This window comes from Lysinibacillus sp. 54212 (assembly GCF_036662795.1).
Taxonomy (GTDB): domain Bacteria; phylum Bacillota; class Bacilli; order Bacillales_A; family Planococcaceae; genus Lysinibacillus_B.
Genome location: NZ_JBAFWZ010000038.1, coordinates 1 through 21,759, shown reverse-complemented (window position 1 = coordinate 21,759; position 21,759 = coordinate 1). Strand labels below are relative to the sequence as shown.

Genomic DNA, 21,759 nt, shown 5'->3' with positions numbered 1-21,759 from the left:
CGAAAGGCGCAGCCGACAGCTACACTCGCCCCTTCTCTACAATCAATTTATGAAGCAGTAAATTCTTACTATAGGTGTTCCTCGATTTCTATAAAATTTTCACTTATGTCCCAGCCTCTCTAGCTTTATGTTAAAATAAATTCACCTTTATTGAAGCACCCTCACCAATCGGCTCATAATTAGTATCCATTACAGGGTTTATGTTCACTTCTAAGCTTGCAATATCCCGAGGATTGGAATCTAGTAAAATCACAAGCTTCCCTTCTTTCTTCTCACCTGAGGTAAATTTGCCACCAATATCATCTGACAGTAATTGGTCTACCTTTGTTTGTTCTTTACTATCTGTATTTACTTTCGCCTGCGTCAAATTAAAATGCGTACTGTTTTCACTTTCATTAACAACGGTTAAATCAAGTGTAATCATTGTTACTTCTTCACGATTATCTACCAGCGTTTTCATTTTTGAGCTCTTTGGTAGGAATCTCTCAAGCTGAACCTTATTGACCTTTATGTACATCGGACCATCACTAACTGCCTCTAATCCTTTTTCATTCTTAAAAAAGATATCATGTATACCGGCATCATCCTTCTTAAGCTCAATCCCTTTGCCAATATAATTATCTTCTATACTTTCTGTAGTTTCTTCATTATCGGAGGCATTTGCTGTACTCACAGTATCTTCCTTTGCTTTCTTCAGCGGACTATCTTCACTTGTAAATACGATTGCTAATACAGCCAATGTAGCGAAACAAACTGAAAGTATTAGACTGATCATCATCATACGCCCTTTTCCCATAAAAACCACTCCTTATCTAAGACTATTATATCTAAAATATTAAAAATACTATAGACATAAATACTCATCATTTTCACCCTACTACAAATATATATGTACTATTTATTATTAAATTTTTGCTTTTCCATGTAAAAAAAGAGCTACCCCGTTATGAGGCAACTCATTTTTATATAGAATAGTTAATTATGCAGTCACATCACGTTTCATAAACGCTAAATAGCTCACTACGATAAATACCACTGCATAAATGGCTAGCACTGCCAATGAAAACGGCATCGTAATCCCTTCAACAAGCTGATTACCCGTCTTGTGCTGGGTTAAATCTGAATGTGTAATCCAAATATATTTTACAAATTCATAGCGACTGAATAACATTACAACTGTACCTGCCATAAATGACATAAAGAACGAAAACCCAATGGCAATGGAGCTTGATCGGAATACAGAGCCAACTAAAAAGGCGAACAGAATCGACATCACAAAGTCACCCATCGATAAAAGCTGGGTATAAGCTAAGTCCTTCCAAACATTGATTTCCACAATGGATCCATCAACCATATCGAGCTGAACATTTGTTGTAGTTCCGTAGAAAATTAATCCTAATATCGTGCTGATAACTAAATCTAAAGCAATTAAAAAGATACCGAAAAGAAACACTGTAATTAATTTTGAAGTTAGTATTTTTGCTCGAGATACTGGTCTTGTTAACAGCATCTTAATCGTTCCCGTTGAAAATTCATTCGATACGATACTTGCTGCAACGATAATTGTAAAGAGTGTAATAAACATTGTGTACGTTACACCATCGGAAATTACTCTATCTAATGTGATCGATGGACTGAGTTCGATATCTTTATCTAAACGGTATTGAAGCTTTTGATTTTCCTCCATTAAATATTGCTTATGATCTTCCGGAACACCCTCCTCGGCAATGATTTCTTCATTCATTTTGATTTGTTCTTGTACATGATTTTGCCAAGGCTCATCGGTTTTTTCTTTTGCATCATAATATTTGGAAAGAGATGCTGGGACAATAACTAATAGAAGCAACAACCCTACTATTACCCAGGTCCCTTTTTTAGCCCATAATTTCATCCACTCATTTTGTATTAGCTTCAGCAATTTGTCCACCTCCTGTCATTTCTAGGAATCTATCCTCTAAAGTTATTTGCTGCTTTTGTACGCCATAAATATTAACACCTTGTGAAACAAGCTTCGTTATAATAGAAGGAATCTTTTCTTTCTCTTCCTCTACAACGTAAAGATCCTCTTGCTTTGCAAAAGAGATGCCCATTCCAGATAGCACCGTTTCAACCATTTCTGATGGTGTTGCTTCAATCGCAAACGCAGTTGTATCCTCATTTCGTATTTCTCTAATATCAATTAATTGACCGTTTTGAATAATAGCGATTCGATCACACATCAATTCAATTTCTGATAGTAAATGACTTGAAACAAAGACTGAGACCCCTTCATTTTCAGCGATTTGACGTAAATGAGTTCTAAACTCACGAATACCGGCCGGATCTAGTCCATTTGTTGGCTCATCTAAAATTAAAAACTTTGGACGATGTAACAAAGCTTGAGCTAACCCGAGACGCTGCCGCATACCTAGTGAATATGTTGATACTTTTTCATGAATTCGCTTTTCTAGCCCTACTTGGCGAACAACTTCATCAATTCTTTCCTTAGTCACGTTTGAATGCATACGCGAAAAATGAAGCAAATTTTTATAGCCTGTTAAATATTTATACATTTCCGGATTTTCAACAATTACGCCAACTTTACTAATCGCTTCCTCATAATGCTCTTGAAGTGATTGTCCATCAATAATAACCTCTCCAGCTGTTGGATACATTAAGCCTGTCATCATACGTATAGTTGTTGTTTTACCTGCACCATTCGGACCTAGAAATCCCGTAATTTGACCCGGATAAAGATCAATATTTAAACTATCAATAATTTTTTTTCCTTTAATCGTCTTCGATAAGTTTTTCAACTGTACGATTGGTTTTTCCATTTATTTCACCTTCTCCTCATATAATGATTTCATCCATTGTACAGCGTCTTCATTTCGCTCGTACCTAATATCTTCCATCCCTTCATAGGCAACGATAGAGCCATGTTGAAGCAACAAGATTTGATCAAGTATCGGCTCCACCTCATTAACCTCATGTGTTGATAAAATGATTGTTTGATTTTCTATATCAGTAAAACGAATTAAACCCTTTATAAGCATTTCTCGAGCAATCGGATCAAGTCCGGCAAAAGGCTCATCCATAATATAATAGGAAACTTCCCTTCCTAATGTAGCAGCCATTTTTATTCGTCCTCGATTCCCTTTAGATAAATGCTTTAGTTTTGTTTTACGATCCACCTGTAAAAATTGAGAGACAATGCAAGCCTTATCGTAGGAAAAATCGGAATATTGTGTAGCGAAAAATTTAAAAAGCTGTTCGCCAGTGTAAAATTCGTAAAATAAATCTGTATCTGGCATATACGCAATTTCATTTGTTTGTCTTCTAGACACACTTTTGCCTTTGCAAGTTATTTCTCCTTGATTTGCACGTAATACGCCTGCCATTAGCTTTAATAATGTTGATTTGCCGCTTCCATTTTCACCGATTACCCCAATCAATTGGCCAATTGGAAATTGAATGGATACATCTTTCAACACTTTTTTCAATGTATACTGAAACGAAACATCCGTTAACCTCAGCATCTTTATCCCTCCTTTTTTTGAATTAATTCAACCATCTCTTCCTTTGAAAAGCCTAGCGCTTCAATAGAAGTTAGGAATTGCAGGGCTAGCTGCTCTTTCATATTTTCTCGTAGTCCATGAATCGTATCTTCATTCGTTGTAATAAATGTTCCTTGACCGCGCTTAGTTTCAGTAATCCCCATCGCCTCAAGCTCCTTATAAACACGTTGTACTGTATTCACATTGACACCAGATTCCACCGCAAATTCTCGAACCGATGGAAGTTTGTCTCCTAGCTGTATGTTTCCCTTTAAGATGTCTCCACAAATCCGATCGACAAGCTGACTATAAATTGGCTTCTCTCGTGAAAAATCCTGTGTCATGCAGTAATCACCTTCTCTAACCATTTAGTACCTACTACATACATGACAATGATTTGTGCCCACATAAATATATCCTCAACAATATAATAACGATTCCATTCTAAACTTATCTCTTTATTAGTTAAGTTTGGAAAATAGCGGAATAGTGCATCTAATGAAATTTCACCATGATAAAAAAGAGAAGCATAGATTGGTGTTTCTATAAATTTAAAACAAAGCCAAAATGACAAAAAGAAAGCTATAGTTACTATTACAATCGCTACTCTTCCAATATAGCGTTTCAAAAATAAGTAAAACGCGTAAAATAAGATACACGTTACATTCATAGATAAGAATACAAGTGTCGTTATTAAAGTAATGAAGCATTGCAGCAGTAATAATTCACTAGCGGTACCGATTAAGATAGATGGGACGTTGTATATACCTATTCCGGCGAAGACGAAACTAAAAATTACGACCCAGCTTATGGTAAACAGCAGCTTTACCCCTACAAGGAAATAAATAGAGCTCGATGAATGGAGCCAAATCTCCTTTACTTTAATATCTGCTCTTAGGCTAACAAAAAATTGCGCGATTGCATTCATGCTCCCTACTAGTAATATGACGATCATTAGCCCAAATCGTAGCCCTTCAATCGTTAAAGCTGTTTTAAAATAATGATCCTCTAAAGGCGGGAGACCAATAATTACGGCAAGACCTAATACAATTGAGATAAATATCCAAACTCTGTACAAGTGCCATTCCTTTTGCAATAGCCCTAAAAACCTCTTCATAAAAAGCCTCCGAATCAAACTGTTATAGTGTACTAGCTAAATAGTACACTATAACTTTATAATTGGCAACAATTTCTACAAGGAATTTTTTACAATACAATTTTTAGGTGAAATATTGTCACCAGCACAAATGGAAATCACACGAACAATTTGGTCTTTGTCTAATAATAGGGCTCTTCACCATAACTCGGGATTGCTATAAATACACCGCACACTACAACCCGAGCGGGCGCCCCCAGGAATTTAGGAACGAAGGCTAAAACCATCACATCGTGCGATAACGCCTTCGCGACCAACGTCGTGCCGCTGACGCTTCGTTTTCGCTACACAAAACATCTGTTGTCCTCTGGCGCAACGGAAATCAACCCCGACCTATGGTGATGAATCAAAAGTACGATATAATTATAAAAATACATAAAGGTAGAATAGGATGTGTGTAATGGAATTATTTTTATTATTATGTGTATTCGTTTTTTCAATCCTATGGTTTCTTAATGTAGTACAGCTTCTAGAAAAGCTTCTGAATGGGCGAGATTTTCACAACCAGAAGATACTAGGCTACGTTTGGACTGTCTGTCTTACTTTTTCAGTTATATTCTTACTTTATCCCTATAAATAAAGGAGAATGAATATCCTAATACTGACACAAAAAAAAGCGTATTCGACAAATTATTATCGAAAACGCTTTATAAATTTGATTTATTATAACATCTAGCAATTCATTCACTTGTAAACGGATCCGTCATCTTATAAAACCCGTTTCAATGAAGTTTACTTCCCCTGTATAAGCATCGATTTTCTCGATATTCCCTTCATGAGGTGGATAGTCCATATTATATATGAGTGAATACACATTATTTTCTAAGTCCTTACGTTGAAACGAAAGCTCTACATCGACAAGCCCCTTTGCGATTGCATTCGCCTGTTCTACTGAAACTATCGGTTGTGGCAAGCTTTTCAATTTTTCATATGGAAGTTTATACAAGGATAAGCTTTCCATAGTCGCAAATTCTACATCGATATATACCTCTGCAGGGTGAAAATGCAAGCCAATTTCCTCTACAAAATATACAAATTGAAATGTCATCACACGTTGAACGGATGGCATTTCGATATAGAATGGCGCATGCTTTAACAGCAGTTCTATTCCATCATCTCGTAATAGCTTATAGTTGTGATATTCTTCCCCCACTAGATGGTGTAATACTTCGCAAGCTCGCTCAAACAGCTGTTGTTTTGAATAATTTTCAACAATTACAGACTCTCCTTCAGTTTCCTCTCTATCCCACCTAGGCTGCAAATAATAAGAAATGCTATCGTTATCTTCATTTTTTTCATGTATAACATTGGATTGATCGCCTTGCAATAGCGTATCGAAACTTAATGAAGATGTTATTTTTGGTAATGGATCATAGCCCATCTTTGAAAGCTCTGGCTGATGGGAAAGTCTTTCTACCGTTCCATCCGCATTTACACCGACGATATCATGATTCGCCGTATAGGCATAATGCCAATCAGGTTCATCAACAATCGAAAGCAACATTAAATCCTCACGCTGTAATATTCCTTTTGCTTCCTGAGCAGAGATAAGCTCATCATATTGCACAGTAATTTCCGGATGATAAAATATGGCGCTAGTTAAACGCCCCCCATAGCTAATTGAAATTTGTGCACCCGTATTCGGTAGCGGTAAGCTGTATTTATCGTCATGTTGCTCAAATATAGCTAAATAGTGTGTATCGAAATCGATCATTACATCAAGCTTTAACGGACGATTATCAAACACTCTAACCGCTTTTTCTGCTAGTGCTTTTACCTCAATAATCGTCGCTTTGTATTCTTCATTCTCCTGGACATCCACCTGAATTTGCGTAAGCGTCCCATTAGTAAAAAACAGATCACCAGCTATGTTATCTCCATAAAAATAGGAATGACTATCTTCAATTTCATCCATACCATCTATTTGTTGACCTATGACTGCTTGGAGCTTTTTTAACATCTGAACACTACTCCTTTTCTATAGTTGAAACGTCTTTTATTATTTTTCATCTGCCGTTTTAAACTCTGCCATTCGAGCGACTGCACGCCAATAATGATACACAAGTCGGTCGATCCATAAAATCGTTTCCACCTTTGAAACAGCGAACTCTAGCTCTGTATCATTCATCACAGAGCGCTCGAAATATTCATTTCGCCGGTTACGACGTTCCATCGCCATCCTTTGTGAAGTTTCTTCAAGTAAAATCGATAAATCTAAAATTCGCTCATCATCATGTAGGTTAACCTGAATGTCTTCTAAAACATCTTGCCATTGTCGTATCAGCGTTTCCTGTAAGGAGATTGCATGAATAATTTGTCCTTCTCGCAATACTTTAATAAGTCTGCCTAAATGATCGAGCGTATGTAAAATGCAAAGATGCTTGTTTCGTTCTTTTTTTGAAGTTGACTGTACTTTATTTAAAAATTCTCGCGTTATTTCGATCGCTTCCTCGACCTCAATCATGCTCTTCTCAGATTCAACGGTAACTTTTCTTTTCATTATAATTGATAGCAGCACATCTGTTAGCCTAACCATCATATCGCGAAGTGTTTTAAAACATACATCCATGGCAATAGAAGGCATCTTTAATAAACTATCATCCAAGTTACGTGTTAAAGCATTTTCACGTTCAGGTATTATTCTTATTATAAGCTTTGAAAAAGGACTTATAAAAGGTAGGAATAGTAGCATTCCAAACAGACTAAAAAGGGTATGGAATATAGCCAAAGCAAGTGGCTCGTCAATCTGTCCTGTCATTATTTCAGTTGTCCACTTTGTAAGTGTAATAAAATGCGGGAACAAAATTGTGACGAAAACGGCTGATATAACATTGAATAACAAATGTGTCATAGCCGTACGTTTTGCCGATACGGATGCCCCAATTGCAGCAAATAAAGCTGTAGCAGTCGTACCAATATTTTGCCCGATTACTAAAAACGCTGCTTGCTCAAAATCAATCGCTCCTGCAAATAAGGCAGTTAAAGTCGCTGCCATAGCCGCACTTGAAGCTTGCATAATGACCGTCATGACAATTCCAATAATAATTAATAATAGGATGGCTACAAAAGAATTTGCTGGTATTGAATCAAATGCTATTAAATCCTGTGCAGATCCCATGCCTTGCTGTAGCATATCGATTCCTAAAAATAGCAGACCAAAGCCAGCCAATACGCTACCGAATTTCTTTATTTCATGAGGAGCAATTAATGACATAAAGACACCAACCCCTATAATGGGGAGGCTCATCGTCTGTAAGCTAATTTTAAAACCGATTAAAGATATAATCCATCCAGTACTTGTACTGCCAATATTAGCACCGATAATGACCCCTATTGATTGAATAAAAGTTAAGAGCCCTGCACTAACAAAACCAATCGTTAAAAGAGTTGTAGCAGTTGATGATTGAACTAAAACTGTCAATAATGCACCTGAAATAATGGAGCTAACGGTTCCTTTTGTAAATGTATTTAACCAACGCTTTAAAGCATCGCCTGCGATTTCTTTTAAACCATTCGTCAGCATCGTCATTCCAAGTAGGAAAAGACCAATACCACCAAAAATCGTCAGCATAAGAACGCCTCCAATCTATTGTAAGCTTATAAAACCTTATCTTAACATGCGAATACAAGAAAATTAACATACTATTATATTTTTACTAGCATTTGGTTATTTATCGAATAAAAATAATCACCTAGACCATATTTTAGGTGATGTAATAATTGTTACACAACTGTAAATAGCGCTTATAAACGCTATTATACCAAGCGTTCACACTGAACAAAGTACAACGTTGGCGATATTTTCCTCCGAAAAGCGCTCGTTTTACATGCTAAAATCGGTTCTATCAACGCAACCCAGGAGGCACAACATGAATAAAAAGTTTTTATCTACAACATTAGCATTCACAATAGGATTTAGTTCACTAGGTGTAGCAGCACCAGCCGTACTACAACCAATAGAAGTTTCAGCGGCAGCTACAAATAGTTACAATAATCAACAGCAGGTAGAACAAACTGCCGATAAAATTATCGCACTTGGAAAAAGTCTAATAGGAAAAGCAACATACAGCAATACAGAGTATAAACCAACAGCACCTTATAAATTTTCATGTGCAAGCTTTTTAATGTACATTTTCGAAAAAAATGGCGCGGATCTTGCTACTTATAACGAAGATTCAATGATGAAGCAAGGAACATACGTTGCAAGAAAGGATTTACAAAAAGGTGATTTAGTATTTTTCAGAAGTAAAACAACAGGTACTGACCCAGATCATGTTGGGATTTATATTGGAGATAATAAACTACTTCACATGGCAGACTCTAAGCAAAACATTGTTATTTCCGACATGAATAGCAAGCCTTACTATACTGAAAGTTATTTAACGGCACGCCGTGTTTTACCTACATTATTATCAGCAAACCCTGCAACAGTAGGAGATAAAATTGTAGATCAGGCTTATTCTTTAAAAGACAAAGTAACTATGGGTTCTGTAAACAACGAGGCATCACTACGATTTACAGGTGGTGGGTTCGTAAAATATGTTTATGATAAACAGGGTGTTTCATTGAATACAACAAAATTAAGCGAACTAATGACAAAAGGGACTACTGTTTCACGAGCAAGCTTAAAGAAGGGTGACTTAGTATTCTTCAATAGCTCTGTTGGCTCGAAAACTCCTTCACTTGTTGCAATTTATGCGGGAGATCATCGTTTAATTATCCCTTCTTCTAGTGGGGTGACAACGCGCGTAATGATGGTAGATTACTATAATGAGCACTATATTACGGCGAAACGTGTTATTTCATCAAGTTCATCATCGGGAAATACAGATTCTAATACGTCAACACCGCAAACGACTACTGCGGATAAAATTATCTCTACTGCCAATAGTTTAGTAGGGAAAGCAAAATTCGGCTATAGCTATAATGAAAGTACTTTAACATTTACAAGTGCTGGTTTTACGTACTATGTCTTTAATAAGCATGGAATTAATTTAAAATCGAAGCTAGCTAGTAGTCAAGCAACTGTCGGTACAGCAGTTCAAAAAGCGAATCTTCAAAAGGGAGACATATTATACTTTTCGATAAACAATGGTGGGAAAGATATTAAGCAAACTGGCATTTATATTGGCGGCAATCAGTTTATTACATTGCCAACATCAGGTACAGCGGTTAAACAAAGCTTAAGCTCGACATGGGCAACGAAAAACTATGTATCCGCTCGCCGAGTATTCTAAAACAATAGAAAATAGAACGAAAAAGAAGAAATCGATTGGGAGCAGTCGGTTTCTTCTTTTTCTTATTTTATTCAATGTCTTTTAGTTGTTGTGCAAATTCAATCATCGAACGACTAGACATCGGTCCTTTAATTAATAGAATCGTTTCTTGATTTAATTCAGGCTTTAAAATATCCATGATTCCTCTAACATCCTTAAATATATGCACATTTGCCTTCGTTTGATCCCTTTTTGCCTGTCTAGCAATTTCCTCAGCCTTACTTCCAATCGTTATTAATGTATGGATATCCCTTTTTGCAACCATGTTTCCTATTTCACGATGATATTTTTTTTCAAATTGACCTAATCTCTTAATATCTCCTAATACGACAATGACACGTTTCCCTTTACCGATTTCATCTAGTACATTTAGTGCAGCCTCTATAGAAGTCGGGTTGTTCGTCCATGTATCATCAATAATTGTACTTCCACCAATACCTGTAGAAAATTCTAAATGTCTAGTCATATTCTTAAACGTTCGAAGTCTAATGATCGATTTTTGAATCGAAACTCCTATCTCTCTTGCAGCGGCAATAGCAGCGAGTGCATTGTATACTTGGTGCTCACCAAACCCTGGTACAAAAACACCGTAAGATCCATTTCCTATATTCAAACTAAAACTCATACCATTTTTTCTATATTGAATATTACTTGCTCGAAAATCTGCCTTTTCTCCTAATCCAAAACTGATCACTTTTCCTTTAAACGCCTTTAGCGAGATCTTTTTCGTATTTTCATCATCACTATTAATAATTAACGTACCATCTTTTGCAATGCCAGAAACGATTTCTCCTTTAGCTCGTATATAGCCTTCAAGGTTTTTACATCCATCTAAATGATGAACACCTATATTTGTAATAATCCCGATAGTTGGTTTATAAACGAGACACTGATGACTTATATTCCCTGAGTTTCCAAGGCCAAGCTCAAAAACAGCAGCTTTTGTCTTTTCTTCAATTCCTGTCAAATAAGTCAAGGATTGTCGAGGTTCATTTTTACTGCTTTCAGAAATTTGAATCTCCATGTCCCCTCTTAAAATATGCGCGATCATTTCTTTTGTCGTTGTCTTTCCACAGGTTCCTGTTAACGCTACTACAGGCACATCGAATAAATTGCGATAATACGCTGTGAAATCCCAAAAAGCTCTTTGGGCATTTTTCACACGAAGGATTGTTAAGTTTGGCAGCTTTCGTTTTAATTCCTCTTGTGGTTTATCTGTTATAGCTAGTACATTTCCTATACTATTTAACCTTTGCCAATGAACTTCATCGCCTTTACTAATAAAAATCATTGTATTTTTATTAATAATATCCTTGTCGCTATAGTGAACTGCTTGTGTTATTCTAAAATCCTCTGACCCGTTTATTAATTCAGCTCTTAATATTTTACGGACTTCTCTTACTGTTAAAGGCTTCACTAGAACCCCTCCCTTCTTACTATCATATGAAACCTATTTTTACGTTGCTTGGGTGAATATTATTTTATGAGGAATTCTTTGCATCTCTAATATGATTCATTACATTATCGTAAATTGATTTATCATCTAATTCATAGAACATTGAAATATCTGGCTTGTAATTTCCTTCGAATAGCCATATTCGTCCACTATTTGTTATTCCTAAATCAAAGCCAATATGCTGCAGCTCTAATACTTGTTGATCGAGATGATTAGCGGCCTCTAGACAAATTTCATCCATCCTTTTGGATATTGTTAACGAATCCTTCCACCAAAGAGAGGATTTTTCAATAGCCTCCTCTAGCTTAAGCACCTTCTGAACGGCATTTGTAATAAAGAAATTTTCTCCAGCCACTTTGACAATTTTACCTGTCACTCGCCATTCTCCATTCACCTTTGTTAGCATCACTCGAACATCGATTGGACAGTTCTCCACAGTTGCTAACGGAATTCTTCGTTGGACAATGTATGGTTTCGCTGAAAAATAATAACCTTTTAAATCCGTGTAGATTTCATCTATATGCTGTGCATTCCGAATTTTATTGAGAGCATGGATATCATATGGCTGCCATAGCTTTTTCTCAACCTTTACAATCCCATTTCCGTGCTGACCATAACATGGTTTTATTACTACCTCCCAATAGCGATACATAAAATTTCTAAAGCTTTTATAGTTTAATAATGATGTTTTAGGTAACAATGGTGCGACTAATGTATTTGAAGAGAGCGCGTGATATTGGCTCCACTTGCTAACTGCATAATGAATCGTCGTATCATAGATCCATAGTTCACTATTGAAAGTATACGTAATTTCTATATCAATTGTTTGGCAATCAGGATACGCATCATATAATTTTTCCGCAACGAGCGTTAGCACTTCTTTAATCCTATCGAAAGAGGCATAATAAGCATACTGTTCGAATAAGTTCAGGCAGCTTGAATTTTTCCAGACGATCTCCCATTCGTTAAACCTTGTTGCTCTATGAAGTGTAATAATGGATCGATACACCTTTTTAGTAGCAGCCTCCCAATCTAATACGGGCTGTATTACATATTTAGATTGTTCTAACTGTTCTTCAAGCACTTCCCGCAAGCTTGTTCCATCACTAACTGATAAAACTGAATTTTCGACCGCTATAACATATGAGTTGTTTTTTATATAAACGAGGACTTCCTCAGCTCCGTATGTTTGCTTTAAGGAAACACAATCGTATCTTTCTAATAAAGAGAGGAGTGTCCTAAACGAATATCGCTGTGTTTCTACGAGGTATTGCTGTAGTTTTTCTTCGGAAGCTAATACTTTGTATTGTCCTAACCTCCCTCTATTTCGTTTCATTGTATTTCCTCCTCGATTAGAAACTCCCGCCGAAGCAAGAGTTTCTAATTTGAAAATTATCTTTCACAGCATCCTAACGCCTTCACAGATCCTTGTGCTACATTGACAGCACCAGTCTGTCTAAAGAAGCCCGAGATTGTAAAGTTCGAAACCTGATCATATGAACCGTATGCCTGGTCTCTAAAATCCGCCTCAAAGTTGTAAACCGTTGTGCAACCCGTAACCGTACCAGTACCTCTAACTGTCACTACACAGTTCGGTCCTTGACGATCACACTCAACATCCGTAATGGACGTGGACGTGAATGTGAAGCTTCTTGTTGTTGCTGCTGCATCCGTTGTATCAACAAAATCAAGCTTAACCGTAGAATAAGCTAATGTTGTTACACAAACCTTCGCATAGTAAGATAAGTCACCAGTTGCATTTACTGGTGTATTAGCTCCGCTCAGAAACTGTACGTTTTGATCAGTTGCAGCCGCATCTACATACACACCACATGGACATTTTATACCCATAGTTTCCCCTCCCTTCTTTATCAACTAATACACTATATTAATACCTATCACTTTTTGACACGGTTATATGCCTTCCAATCTATAAAATGGTTAATTGTACTATAGAAAACACCTAGTTTTTCATACCACCAAAAATCCCCCTTCTCAAATTAACCTTATGAAGGGGGAGATTTTTTCTTTTTTAATTTGGATGCTAGTTCACGCATCGTTTCACTGTACATATCACCTTTAATCAAAACAATCGTTCGTTCATCTATTATTTTTTCTAATAACTCATAAGCTAGTATACTATTGTTAAAACCATAAATCGGTATACTTAAGCCTAGTTTTTTTGCATGTTCCCCTATAATTCTTGCATGCTCTCCTACTGTGACGAGCACATCTACATCATGCCTATAAATTATTTCTCCAGCTTGTTCATGAATCCTATATCCCCATGAACCAAGATCGGTAATCGTCCCGATAATTGCGATTTTTTTCTTATCTTTACCAACTGATTCAAGCACTTTGATAGCCGCCTCTAGGGATGTTGTTGTGATACTCCAGGTGTCATCTAGAATTAACGAACTATGAATTCCTTTAAACAGTTGTAATTGCTTATTCATTTTTCGAAATGTCGTTAATCTAGTTATAGCCGATGGAATGGACACTCCGGTTTGATGGGCTGCCGCTATTGCCGCAACAGCATTATATACTTGGTGCTCACCAAAACCTGGAATATACCCCTCATACTGATTTCCACCATGCGAAACGATAAAATGCATGCCCTCTCTACCGTAACGAATATTCGATATTTTATATTGACAGACATCCTGTTTTCCAATTTTTATCATTTTCCCTAGAAACGGTGTTGTATTTAGTTTACGTATATTCGCATCATCCACGTTCAAAATTAGCGTTCCACCCTGTTTTAATATTTGAAGCATTTCTGCTTTTGCTTCAATATAACCCTCAAGCGTTTTACAATAATTTAAATGATGGGCTCCGATATTTGTAATGATTCCGATTGTTGGTTTAAAATACTCTCCCGCTTTTAGTACATCTCCGGGCGAACCTACTGCCGTCTCGAATACGGCTACTTCCGTCTTGTCATCAATGCTTAATAAATATTGAAGGTTTGCTGTTCTAGAATTGGTACTTAAGTGTGTTGCAATGACTTTTTTATCCTCTGAAAGAATATGTTTGATCATTTCTTTCGTTGTTGTTTTTCCGGACGTACCGGTAATGGCAATGACAGGTAGATTAAATTGTCCGCGATAGTAATAGACGAAACGCCAATAGGCTACTTGTAAATTATCCACCTTGATTAGCACTACATTTTTAGGAACATCTTTTAAACTATATTTCCATTCTGTTACAACAATTATCGGGGAAAAATCCTTTACCCTATCCCAATTGATTATTCTTCTATAAAGAAAAAGAACAGTATTTGCCTCTTTTACTTGTTTTAGTCGATACGCACCGTACCTTATAAGAATATCCTTCGATCCTTGTTCAAGCTCCCCGCCAATAACCGTTAATAACTGGTTAACTGAAAGAGGTCTCATAAAGTTCTCACACTCCTCTCCTAACTATCATATGTCCTTAGACAAAAGTTGATTGTATGAATGATTGAACACTACATGATACATAACCAATTCGAAACGTATTATGGTCATACATATAGATAGATAACTAACAAGTTTAGTGAATTAAAGGGAGTGAATACTTTGAAAACAATAATCTTTATAAATACTAATAAAAGTGGATCAAGTCGAGAAGCCATTCGAGCTGCTGAAAATTTAGGCTACTATACAGTTCTATTTACAAATAATGAAAAGCAAATTCAACAACGAACTTCGTATCCAGATGTTCATAAAATGATATTAGTAGACACATCTAATAGAATAGAAATGAAAAAAGCTGTGCATAAATTAAAGGCACTTTCCTTCGAAATTGCACTTATTGTCAGCTTTGTCGATTCATATGTTTATATTGCTTCTGTACTGTGCGATGAATTTTGTCAAAACTATACATTATCAAATGCCTTGAAGGTGATGGAGGATAAGGAGGAAACAAGGCAAGTATTTAATAAATACCCGTTTACAATTAACTATTTATCCATTAAACCAAATGATTCAATTTTGCATGAAAATATGAAATTTCCAATTATTATAAAATCTCCAAAATCTGCCGGGTCTAAGGATGTTTTACTAGCTAGCAATAAAAAAGAATTAGAAAAGCATGTTTCTTACTTACGAAGCCGAAACCCAAAAGAAAACGTTATTCTTGAAGAATATATTACGGGTCCCCAATTTTTAATTGAAGTTGTTATCCATAATAGTACCCCGAATATTATCGCCTTTATTGAGCAAGAAATTACAAAGGGGAAACGGTTTATCATTACAGGCTATAGTGTTTTGGCTGAAGTTCCTGAAAAATATAAAGCAGGAATTGAGGAAATATTGCAAACAATTGTTTCAGAGCTAAAAATACAAAACGGAGCTATGCATCTAGAAATACGTCATACAAAATCTGGTCTAAAGCTAATCGAAATTAATCCTAGAATTTCTGGTGGGGCTATGAATAGAATGATCCAGGCTGCATATGGATTTAATCTAGTAGAAGAAACACTAAAGCTTTACTTAGGGGAGCAACCAAATATTAAAGCAAAATATAAATATTTCGTATTTACAAAATACATCGTGCTAAAACGAAAAGGAGTCTTAGTAAAAGTAACGGGGCGAAATAGAGCATCTGAAGGAAAGGGTGTAGTGGAAGTGTATATTAAGCCACGAAAAGGTACACTCCTTATCCCGCCTTTATCAATGGGGCATCGATATGCGTATATTATCGCAAAGGGTAACACAAAAATTGAAGCAAGAAAAAATGCGCTAAAGGCAGCGAAGGAAATTCAATTTCATCTAAAAGCACAGTAGGTATTGCTTTATAGAAAAAAAAGGTTGTAGACAAGGACAAAATCCACCTAAAAAAACGAAAAGCCTCGAAAATTTTCGAGGCTTTGTTTGTTAATCCATCCCGTAGACATTGTTCTTCTTTATGTATAAAAATTATACGATTAATCAATTAATTGTACCGCTAGATTTCAATGGATTAATGATTATTCTATTATTCTGGAATTATCATGGGTATACTTCTATAATCGGATTAATAAACTACCGGTCCATTCTGTTTTTCAGCGATTGCGCATTTTCCATCAGAATAGCAATTTATCATTATTTGCAATTGTCTACCTTCGTACATATAGTCGTATTGTTTCATTTTTTTCATTCCGATTTCATTTTTAGTAGTCACTTTAACAGTAAAATTAGTTTTAGCAAAAGATTCATCACCTTCTACTCCCAACCAAATCGGATTACCCTCACTTACCTTCACATCGACAAATTCAAGATGATAATCTGGATTTCTTTCGCGTAATCTTTTTTCTAACGTTTCAACAAGTTCTTCTTTAGACCCATAATAACTTATCGTTTTTTCATAATTAGATTGTAATGAAATCCCATAAACACAAACAACTAATATTAACAAAGTTACTACATAGTTAAAAATAACAACAAACTTTCCTAATCCGTTTTTGTAAAAAGCGTACTTTACTATGATAAAAACACCGAATACTATTAGCAACGGTATTACTAGTAGTAAACCTGTAAGGAATAATAGCGCTACTGCTTTTGAAAAAACTGGTATACCAAGTATCATATACTTAAATACTTTATCATTTAGCAGCAATCCAATAAAAAATATGAACGACATACTAATCAAAATTTCACTTATAAAAATATGCTTCTTGCTCATGTTTCCTCCTGAAATATCTAGGTGTTGTGATTCAATTATATAAAAAAGAGTACGTTTGTGCTATTTTATTTGGAAAATGTACCTAACCAATCATTTATTGGCGAACCTAGAACAAGGCATTTCCACTAGAGTATTATGTCTAGTAGAAATGCCCTTTATTATTTCCCTTCAAATTTATCACTTAGATATTTCACGGTTTCAAACATATTCGTTTTACTTGCACCTTTAATTAGGATTGTATCGTTAGGTGAAACCAATTGCTCTAGCAATACATGTAGCTTCTCTTTATCAGTAAAATGATATATTTTATTAGCTGGGAAACCTTTAGCCTTTGCAGCTGCACCAATTTCCTCTGTTCTAAAGCCATATGTTATGAGAACATCAATGCCTAATTTTTGTACATACTCCCCTACTTTTCGATATTCTTCCTCGCGCAAATCACCCAGCTCTCGCATTTGCCCGATTATAGCTACTTTTCGGTTTTTACCGACAGCAGTAAGAACATCTAATGCTGCCTTTACACCTTGAGGATGAGAATGTACGGTATCATCGATTAGCATAATATTTTGATTGCAGTTATAGATTGTTAGCCTTCGTGGCGGCTTTCTAAAAATTAACCCCGCTTTAATTTCCATTGCAGTAAAGCCTAATCTATCTGCAATAGCAATAGCATTTAGTGCATTATACACATGATGCTCTCCTAGAATCGGAATAAACATTTGCGTTTCATGCCCCTGCAGCTTAATTTTAAATTGCATTCCATCCTCTTTATATTGGACATCGTACGCTTTATAGTCGGCAACTCGAGAACGTATACCAACTGTTAGTATTTTCCCTTTAAATTTCTTGGTCTCTAAATGATTCGAGTTTTTATCATCTTTATTTATCACAAGAAGCCCATCCTGTTTCATGCCATGAATAAGCTCTGATTTTGCAATTGCCACTTTCTTAATATCACCATCAAAGTTACCAACATGAGCTAAACCGACATTCGTGACAACACTCATATTCGGCTGAATAATGCTACAGTGTTTAGTAATAATACCCGGATAAGCCATCCCATATTCTAAAACAACTGCCTCATGTGTTTTATTAATTTCTGCTGCGTGTTTTTCCGTATGATCCGTTGTATTCCAATAATCCTTTGACTCAAAAATCTTCCACTTTTTCGCGAGAATTGAAGCGAGAAATGCCTTTGTGGTTGTTTTACCTGCACTCCCTGTAATTGCAATTATTGGTACCTCTCTTTTCGGCTTCACTTCTGTCACCTTCAGTTCTTTCATGTTTTTTATGATCCGATCTTTGTTTTCAGCCAAATATTTCGCGTAACGAATCGTATGAATTACAACGTCTAGCTCTAAATAAAATGCAGGTGGACATCCCGGACGCCAATTCACCTCATAAATCCATATTTTTAAATGTTCATCTAATCCGATATCGATTCCTATTTCATCAATTAGCTCCCCAAATTTTTTCATTTGAATTTCGTCTAAATGTTTGGCTAACGATAGCCCAAAATGCTCTAGCAGTCGCTTCATATCAAACGCCTGCTCCTTAAACTCCTGTTCTAGAAATGGTTCTAAATAATTCGTGTAGCCACCATTGTTAATATTAGGAATAATAGATCCTGTAGGGGCAATACGTGGGTATACCGTAGTTATTACCCACTTTCCTTCTCCATCCTTTTGAACGTGTATTCTAAAATCATAAATTTGACCTGACTTGGTTTTACTTTGAATATAAGGTTGAACAATGAACGTCCCCCCCTCAATTTTTTCTTTTATAAATGCATCAAGTTGAAGTTTTGTATACTTTACTGTTTCATTATCATGATTTATTTCGTATCCAGATGTTTTTCCTTTGGAGATAAAGTAAATCCCTTTTCCTTTACGCCCATCAATTGGCTTAAAAACAACCCTTTCAAAAGTTGTTATATATTTATGAAAAGCCGGAACGTTTTTAACGATTTCACTTGGAATTAAATAGTTTGCAAACTCTTTTGCCTCCTGTAATCGTCTAGTAACATTCCATTTATTGCCGATGGAATGTGTTGTAAAGGGAATTTCCTCTTTAAGCTTATTAATAATATCCTTTGACACTGCTAGCTTTTCAGGACTTCCTGCATTATAAATAACATCTGGAAACGGCAGTATTTTTTCTTGCCAAGCACCATTTTCCAGGACCTTTCCTTTTATTGTACGATCAGTAAAATTGACGCTTCTTGGCGTAAAGTAAAAAAAGTTAACCCCCTCTGCTTTTGCAACAGCTGCAAATGCATACGATTTTAAAACAGTTGTTGGATCTATTCGATGATGTAACATACCTATCGTAATCAAATCATACACCTCTCTTTCTCTTCATTTAATAACTATTAAATGAAAAATAGCCTTATTGCATATGGATAGATGTGCAACAAAAAAAGAAACACCCCAAAATATTTTTAGGTTGCTTCTATCACCATTTCGATTCAATGAATATATTATTTTTTAGCAATGACGTATCACATAGCTGAATAGCGGTTATAAGCGATAAATCGATTGTATGAACGGTTGGCGTTTTTTCGAGCTTTACTACTTCATTGATCAACTGGCAGTCATCTCCGTAAATATCAAATGAACGAAGTAAAGAAACCTTTAAGCAATTACGATCACATTCAACAGACTCTATACGAAAATACATGGCATTACAGTCGAATGGTGCATTATAAACGGTTAAATTTTTCCCTGTATTCGTCAATATAAAAAAGGGTATCGTATCTGTTCCTATAATTTTCGCGAGTAAATTGCCGTAATATGGAGAATGAGTATTAGTAAGTAAATCTTGCGTATATTTCAAATCTTGTAATGCTTTACATAGAAAATGCTCATTTCCATTTTCAACAGCCAATTCACTTACATCCTCCCTTACTCACATAAAATGCCACTCGCAATAACTAGTACTTATACATTATGAAGAAATCTAAATTTTGACAACGAGAACTGCCCATTGAGAGGAGTTCAAATAGAAGGTTCTAAGTCAAATGTTGGAGTGTAGTAAATCATTTTAGTCTACTCTTTCTTACGAAAGAGGTTGATTTCCGCTACAATCAACAGAATTCCTCTAACCAAGATGCACACCCCCATTTTTATATACATAATTCAATAAAATGTTCGTATTTTCGGTAACCATAGGCATTTCTTTTAATTACCTTTGAAGTATTATTGATTCCTTCTAAAAATTCATTGGAATAACAAAAAACATAGCTATTTAAAATTTTGACTTACCAGTTATGTGCATGAATAAGAGGACGTTTATTAAATAAAATGGTTAAGTACTCAAACCATTTTAGGTGCTTTATTTTCTGTATTCGATAATCATGTATGTTACTTATTTTTTGACGACAGCTAGGACAAGTATGTTCCTTTTTGGGAAGTGAAATGTACAGAACGATACGCTCCTTCTGTTCCTCTATCTGATCAATGATGACATCTTTTAATCCTGCATATTCATGTTAATATTCATTTAGCACAACTCCCCCTTTATCTCTTCATTCTAGTCAAATCAATTATATAAAAAGGGTGAGCTTGTGCTTTTTTTTCGTGAATTGTATGAATACCCCAAAAAATATTATGGAACCAAATAAAATAGAGACTGGGACATAAGTAAAGATTTTATAGAAATCGTGGAACACCTATAGTAAGAATTCGCTACTTCATAAATTGATTGTAGAGAAGGGGCAACTCCTAGGGGAACAGCACGACGCCTGAGACTACAGGCTCAGGCCGTGCCCCTGGAAAGCGTCCCCGGAACGGAAATCAATTTTCTCCATACTAAGAAAACACCATTTTTCTCAACGAGAAAAATGGTGTTTTCGGGTTTTGTCCCAGCCGCTTTTTGAAGTTTTTACTTTAAATAAATGACTAGCTCCTGACGGTACACCCCGTCCTCTAAATAATGATCTAAATTATGAAAATCGTATTGAAATGAGCCGAATGGAAATGTGACGCTCTCGCCTTGAACGGCAGCTAATAATCCTGCCACATCTTGAGAAACCATTTCCAATACTTCTTCTCCTGTTGATGTAATGACAAATATAACGTTCATTGTACTCTCCTTTATGTCCCTATAAATAACGTTGCCTGACCGATAGCCGCGAAGAAATCCACAGATTGGATTGGGCTTTCCTCGTCAATTTCAATCACCATTGTAAATCTATCTTTCGTTTCATCGTACACTGCTTTCCATTTAGCGACAACTTTTTCTTCTACATAAAATAGTGACCAATCATCCATTTCTTTATCGATTTTCATATGTAAATCGCCGGAATTAATAAATAATTCGGGCACACCAATTCGCCAATTTTCGTAGGAAATAATATAATTTTTTTGATTTCGGATGTCGAATGCCTCAAACCAAACTTTGCCCCGTCTAATCATTTTCTTACAGCTAAAAGTTTGTTCACCTGTAGTAGATTTCACCTTATATTTCAAAAAATAACGATAGTCAAAATAATTATCTAGCAGCTTTTTTAGTTTATTGTCATACACACGGTGAAAAATTGCTACTACCATTCCTTGCTCGTCATATATTTCTATATCCTCCGTCGTTTGAATAAGACTCGGATGTGTGTACGTATAAGTTTTCATATTTAACCCCTCCCTCTATAAATATTGATATATCAAGGGTTTGACCTGTTTTTATTAGTTCGAA

20 protein-coding genes and 1 pseudogene are annotated in these 21,759 nt (G+C 35.7%); 2 read left to right on the top strand and 19 right to left on the bottom strand.

All coding sequences use genetic code 11. The features are described from left to right. Positions 1-130: 130 nt before the first annotated feature. The 8 genes from V4T18_RS17100 to V4T18_RS17065 all read right to left on the bottom strand — a co-directional run bounded on the left by V4T18_RS17100 (position 131) and on the right by V4T18_RS17065 (position 8,263). Complete coding sequence (locus V4T18_RS17100) at positions 131-796, bottom strand: hypothetical protein (RefSeq protein WP_332651488.1); 666 nt, start codon at positions 794-796, stop codon at positions 131-133. 183 nt (positions 797-979) lie between these two features. Continuing rightward, on the bottom strand, positions 980-1,927 hold the full coding sequence (locus tag V4T18_RS17095) for an ABC transporter permease (protein ID WP_332651486.1): 948 nt from the start codon (positions 1,925-1,927) through the stop codon (positions 980-982). Beyond that, positions 1,896-2,816 carry an ABC transporter ATP-binding protein gene (locus tag V4T18_RS17090; RefSeq protein ID WP_332651484.1) on the bottom strand — a complete coding sequence of 307 codons (921 nt, stop codon included), beginning with the start codon at positions 2,814-2,816 and terminating at the stop codon, positions 1,896-1,898. Before V4T18_RS17090 ends, V4T18_RS17095 begins: the two co-directional genes overlap by 32 nt. Continuing rightward, entirely contained in the window at positions 2,817-3,518 is a 702-nt protein-coding gene (locus V4T18_RS17085) for an ABC transporter ATP-binding protein (RefSeq protein WP_332651482.1), read from the bottom strand. It abuts the gene before it with no gap. 2 nt (positions 3,519-3,520) lie between these two features. Next, complete coding sequence (locus tag V4T18_RS17080) at positions 3,521-3,880, bottom strand: GntR family transcriptional regulator (RefSeq protein WP_332651480.1); 360 nt, start codon at positions 3,878-3,880, stop codon at positions 3,521-3,523. Continuing rightward, positions 3,877-4,653, bottom strand: coding sequence for a hypothetical protein (locus V4T18_RS17075; RefSeq protein ID WP_332651478.1), 777 nt, complete (start codon positions 4,651-4,653; stop codon positions 3,877-3,879). The genes V4T18_RS17080 and V4T18_RS17075 overlap by 4 nt, the downstream gene beginning before the upstream one ends. 742 nt (positions 4,654-5,395) lie before the next feature. Continuing rightward, the gene (locus V4T18_RS17070; RefSeq protein ID WP_332651476.1) at positions 5,396-6,652 is read right to left on the bottom strand and encodes a PepSY domain-containing protein; all 1,257 of its coding nucleotides are present in this window, start codon (positions 6,650-6,652) and stop codon (positions 5,396-5,398) included. A gap of 39 nt (positions 6,653-6,691) precedes the next feature. Further along, positions 6,692-8,263, bottom strand: a complete 1,572-nt coding sequence (locus V4T18_RS17065) for a Na/Pi cotransporter family protein (protein WP_332651474.1) — start codon at positions 8,261-8,263, stop codon at positions 6,692-6,694. Between the two features lie 298 nt (positions 8,264-8,561). Between V4T18_RS17065 and V4T18_RS17060 the strand changes: the two genes are divergently transcribed. Then, a complete protein-coding gene (locus V4T18_RS17060; RefSeq protein WP_332651472.1) occupies positions 8,562-9,929 on the top strand; it encodes a C40 family peptidase in 1,368 nt (455 codons plus the stop codon). A gap of 67 nt (positions 9,930-9,996) precedes the next feature. Here V4T18_RS17060 and V4T18_RS17055 read toward each other — a convergent pair whose 3' ends face one another. The 4 genes from V4T18_RS17055 to V4T18_RS17040 all read right to left on the bottom strand — a co-directional run bounded on the left by V4T18_RS17055 (position 9,997) and on the right by V4T18_RS17040 (position 14,822). Next, positions 9,997-11,385 carry a UDP-N-acetylmuramoyl-tripeptide--D-alanyl-D-alanine ligase gene (locus V4T18_RS17055; RefSeq protein WP_332651470.1) on the bottom strand — a complete coding sequence of 463 codons (1,389 nt, stop codon included), beginning with the start codon at positions 11,383-11,385 and terminating at the stop codon, positions 9,997-9,999. 64 nt (positions 11,386-11,449) lie between these two features. Then, positions 11,450-12,760 (bottom strand): YheC/YheD family protein, encoded by a 1,311-nt coding sequence (locus tag V4T18_RS17050; RefSeq protein ID WP_332651469.1) that lies wholly within the window; start codon positions 12,758-12,760, stop codon positions 11,450-11,452. Between the two features lie 56 nt (positions 12,761-12,816). Continuing rightward, positions 12,817-13,275 carry a hypothetical protein gene (locus V4T18_RS17045; protein ID WP_332651468.1) on the bottom strand — a complete coding sequence of 153 codons (459 nt, stop codon included), beginning with the start codon at positions 13,273-13,275 and terminating at the stop codon, positions 12,817-12,819. A gap of 155 nt (positions 13,276-13,430) precedes the next feature. Further along, complete coding sequence (locus V4T18_RS17040) at positions 13,431-14,822, bottom strand: Mur ligase family protein (protein ID WP_332651466.1); 1,392 nt, start codon at positions 14,820-14,822, stop codon at positions 13,431-13,433. Positions 14,823-14,984: 162 nt separating this feature from the next. Between V4T18_RS17040 and V4T18_RS17035 the strand changes: the two genes are divergently transcribed. Then, entirely contained in the window at positions 14,985-16,193 is a 1,209-nt protein-coding gene (locus V4T18_RS17035; RefSeq protein WP_442916959.1) for an ATP-grasp domain-containing protein, read from the top strand. 229 nt (positions 16,194-16,422) lie between these two features. Here the strand turns inward: V4T18_RS17035 and V4T18_RS17030 are convergent, their stop codons facing one another. The 7 genes and pseudogenes from V4T18_RS17030 to V4T18_RS17010 all read right to left on the bottom strand — a co-directional run bounded on the left by V4T18_RS17030 (position 16,423) and on the right by V4T18_RS17010 (position 21,695). Continuing rightward, positions 16,423-17,070 (bottom strand): hypothetical protein, encoded by a 648-nt coding sequence (locus tag V4T18_RS17030; RefSeq protein WP_332651463.1) that lies wholly within the window; start codon positions 17,068-17,070, stop codon positions 16,423-16,425. A gap of 158 nt (positions 17,071-17,228) precedes the next feature. Beyond that, positions 17,229-19,391, bottom strand: a complete 2,163-nt coding sequence (locus V4T18_RS17025; protein WP_332651462.1) for a YheC/YheD family protein — start codon at positions 19,389-19,391, stop codon at positions 17,229-17,231. A 133-nt stretch (positions 19,392-19,524) separates the two neighbouring features. After that, positions 19,525-19,956 (bottom strand): hypothetical protein, encoded by a 432-nt coding sequence (locus V4T18_RS17020; RefSeq protein WP_332651460.1) that lies wholly within the window; start codon positions 19,954-19,956, stop codon positions 19,525-19,527. A 213-nt stretch (positions 19,957-20,169) separates the two neighbouring features. Next, positions 20,170-20,326, bottom strand: a pseudogene (locus V4T18_RS18395) (transposase); the annotation flags it as partial. A 3-nt stretch (positions 20,327-20,329) separates the two neighbouring features. Beyond that, the gene (locus V4T18_RS18390; RefSeq protein ID WP_442916960.1) at positions 20,330-20,488 is read right to left on the bottom strand and encodes a transposase family protein; all 159 of its coding nucleotides are present in this window, start codon (positions 20,486-20,488) and stop codon (positions 20,330-20,332) included. 464 nt (positions 20,489-20,952) lie between these two features. Continuing rightward, positions 20,953-21,153, bottom strand: a complete 201-nt coding sequence (locus V4T18_RS17015) for a thymidylate synthase (protein WP_332651458.1) — start codon at positions 21,151-21,153, stop codon at positions 20,953-20,955. 11 nt (positions 21,154-21,164) lie between these two features. Further along, on the bottom strand, positions 21,165-21,695 hold the full coding sequence (locus V4T18_RS17010; protein WP_332651457.1) for a tubby C-terminal domain-like protein: 531 nt from the start codon (positions 21,693-21,695) through the stop codon (positions 21,165-21,167). Positions 21,696-21,759: the final 64 nt, after the last annotated feature.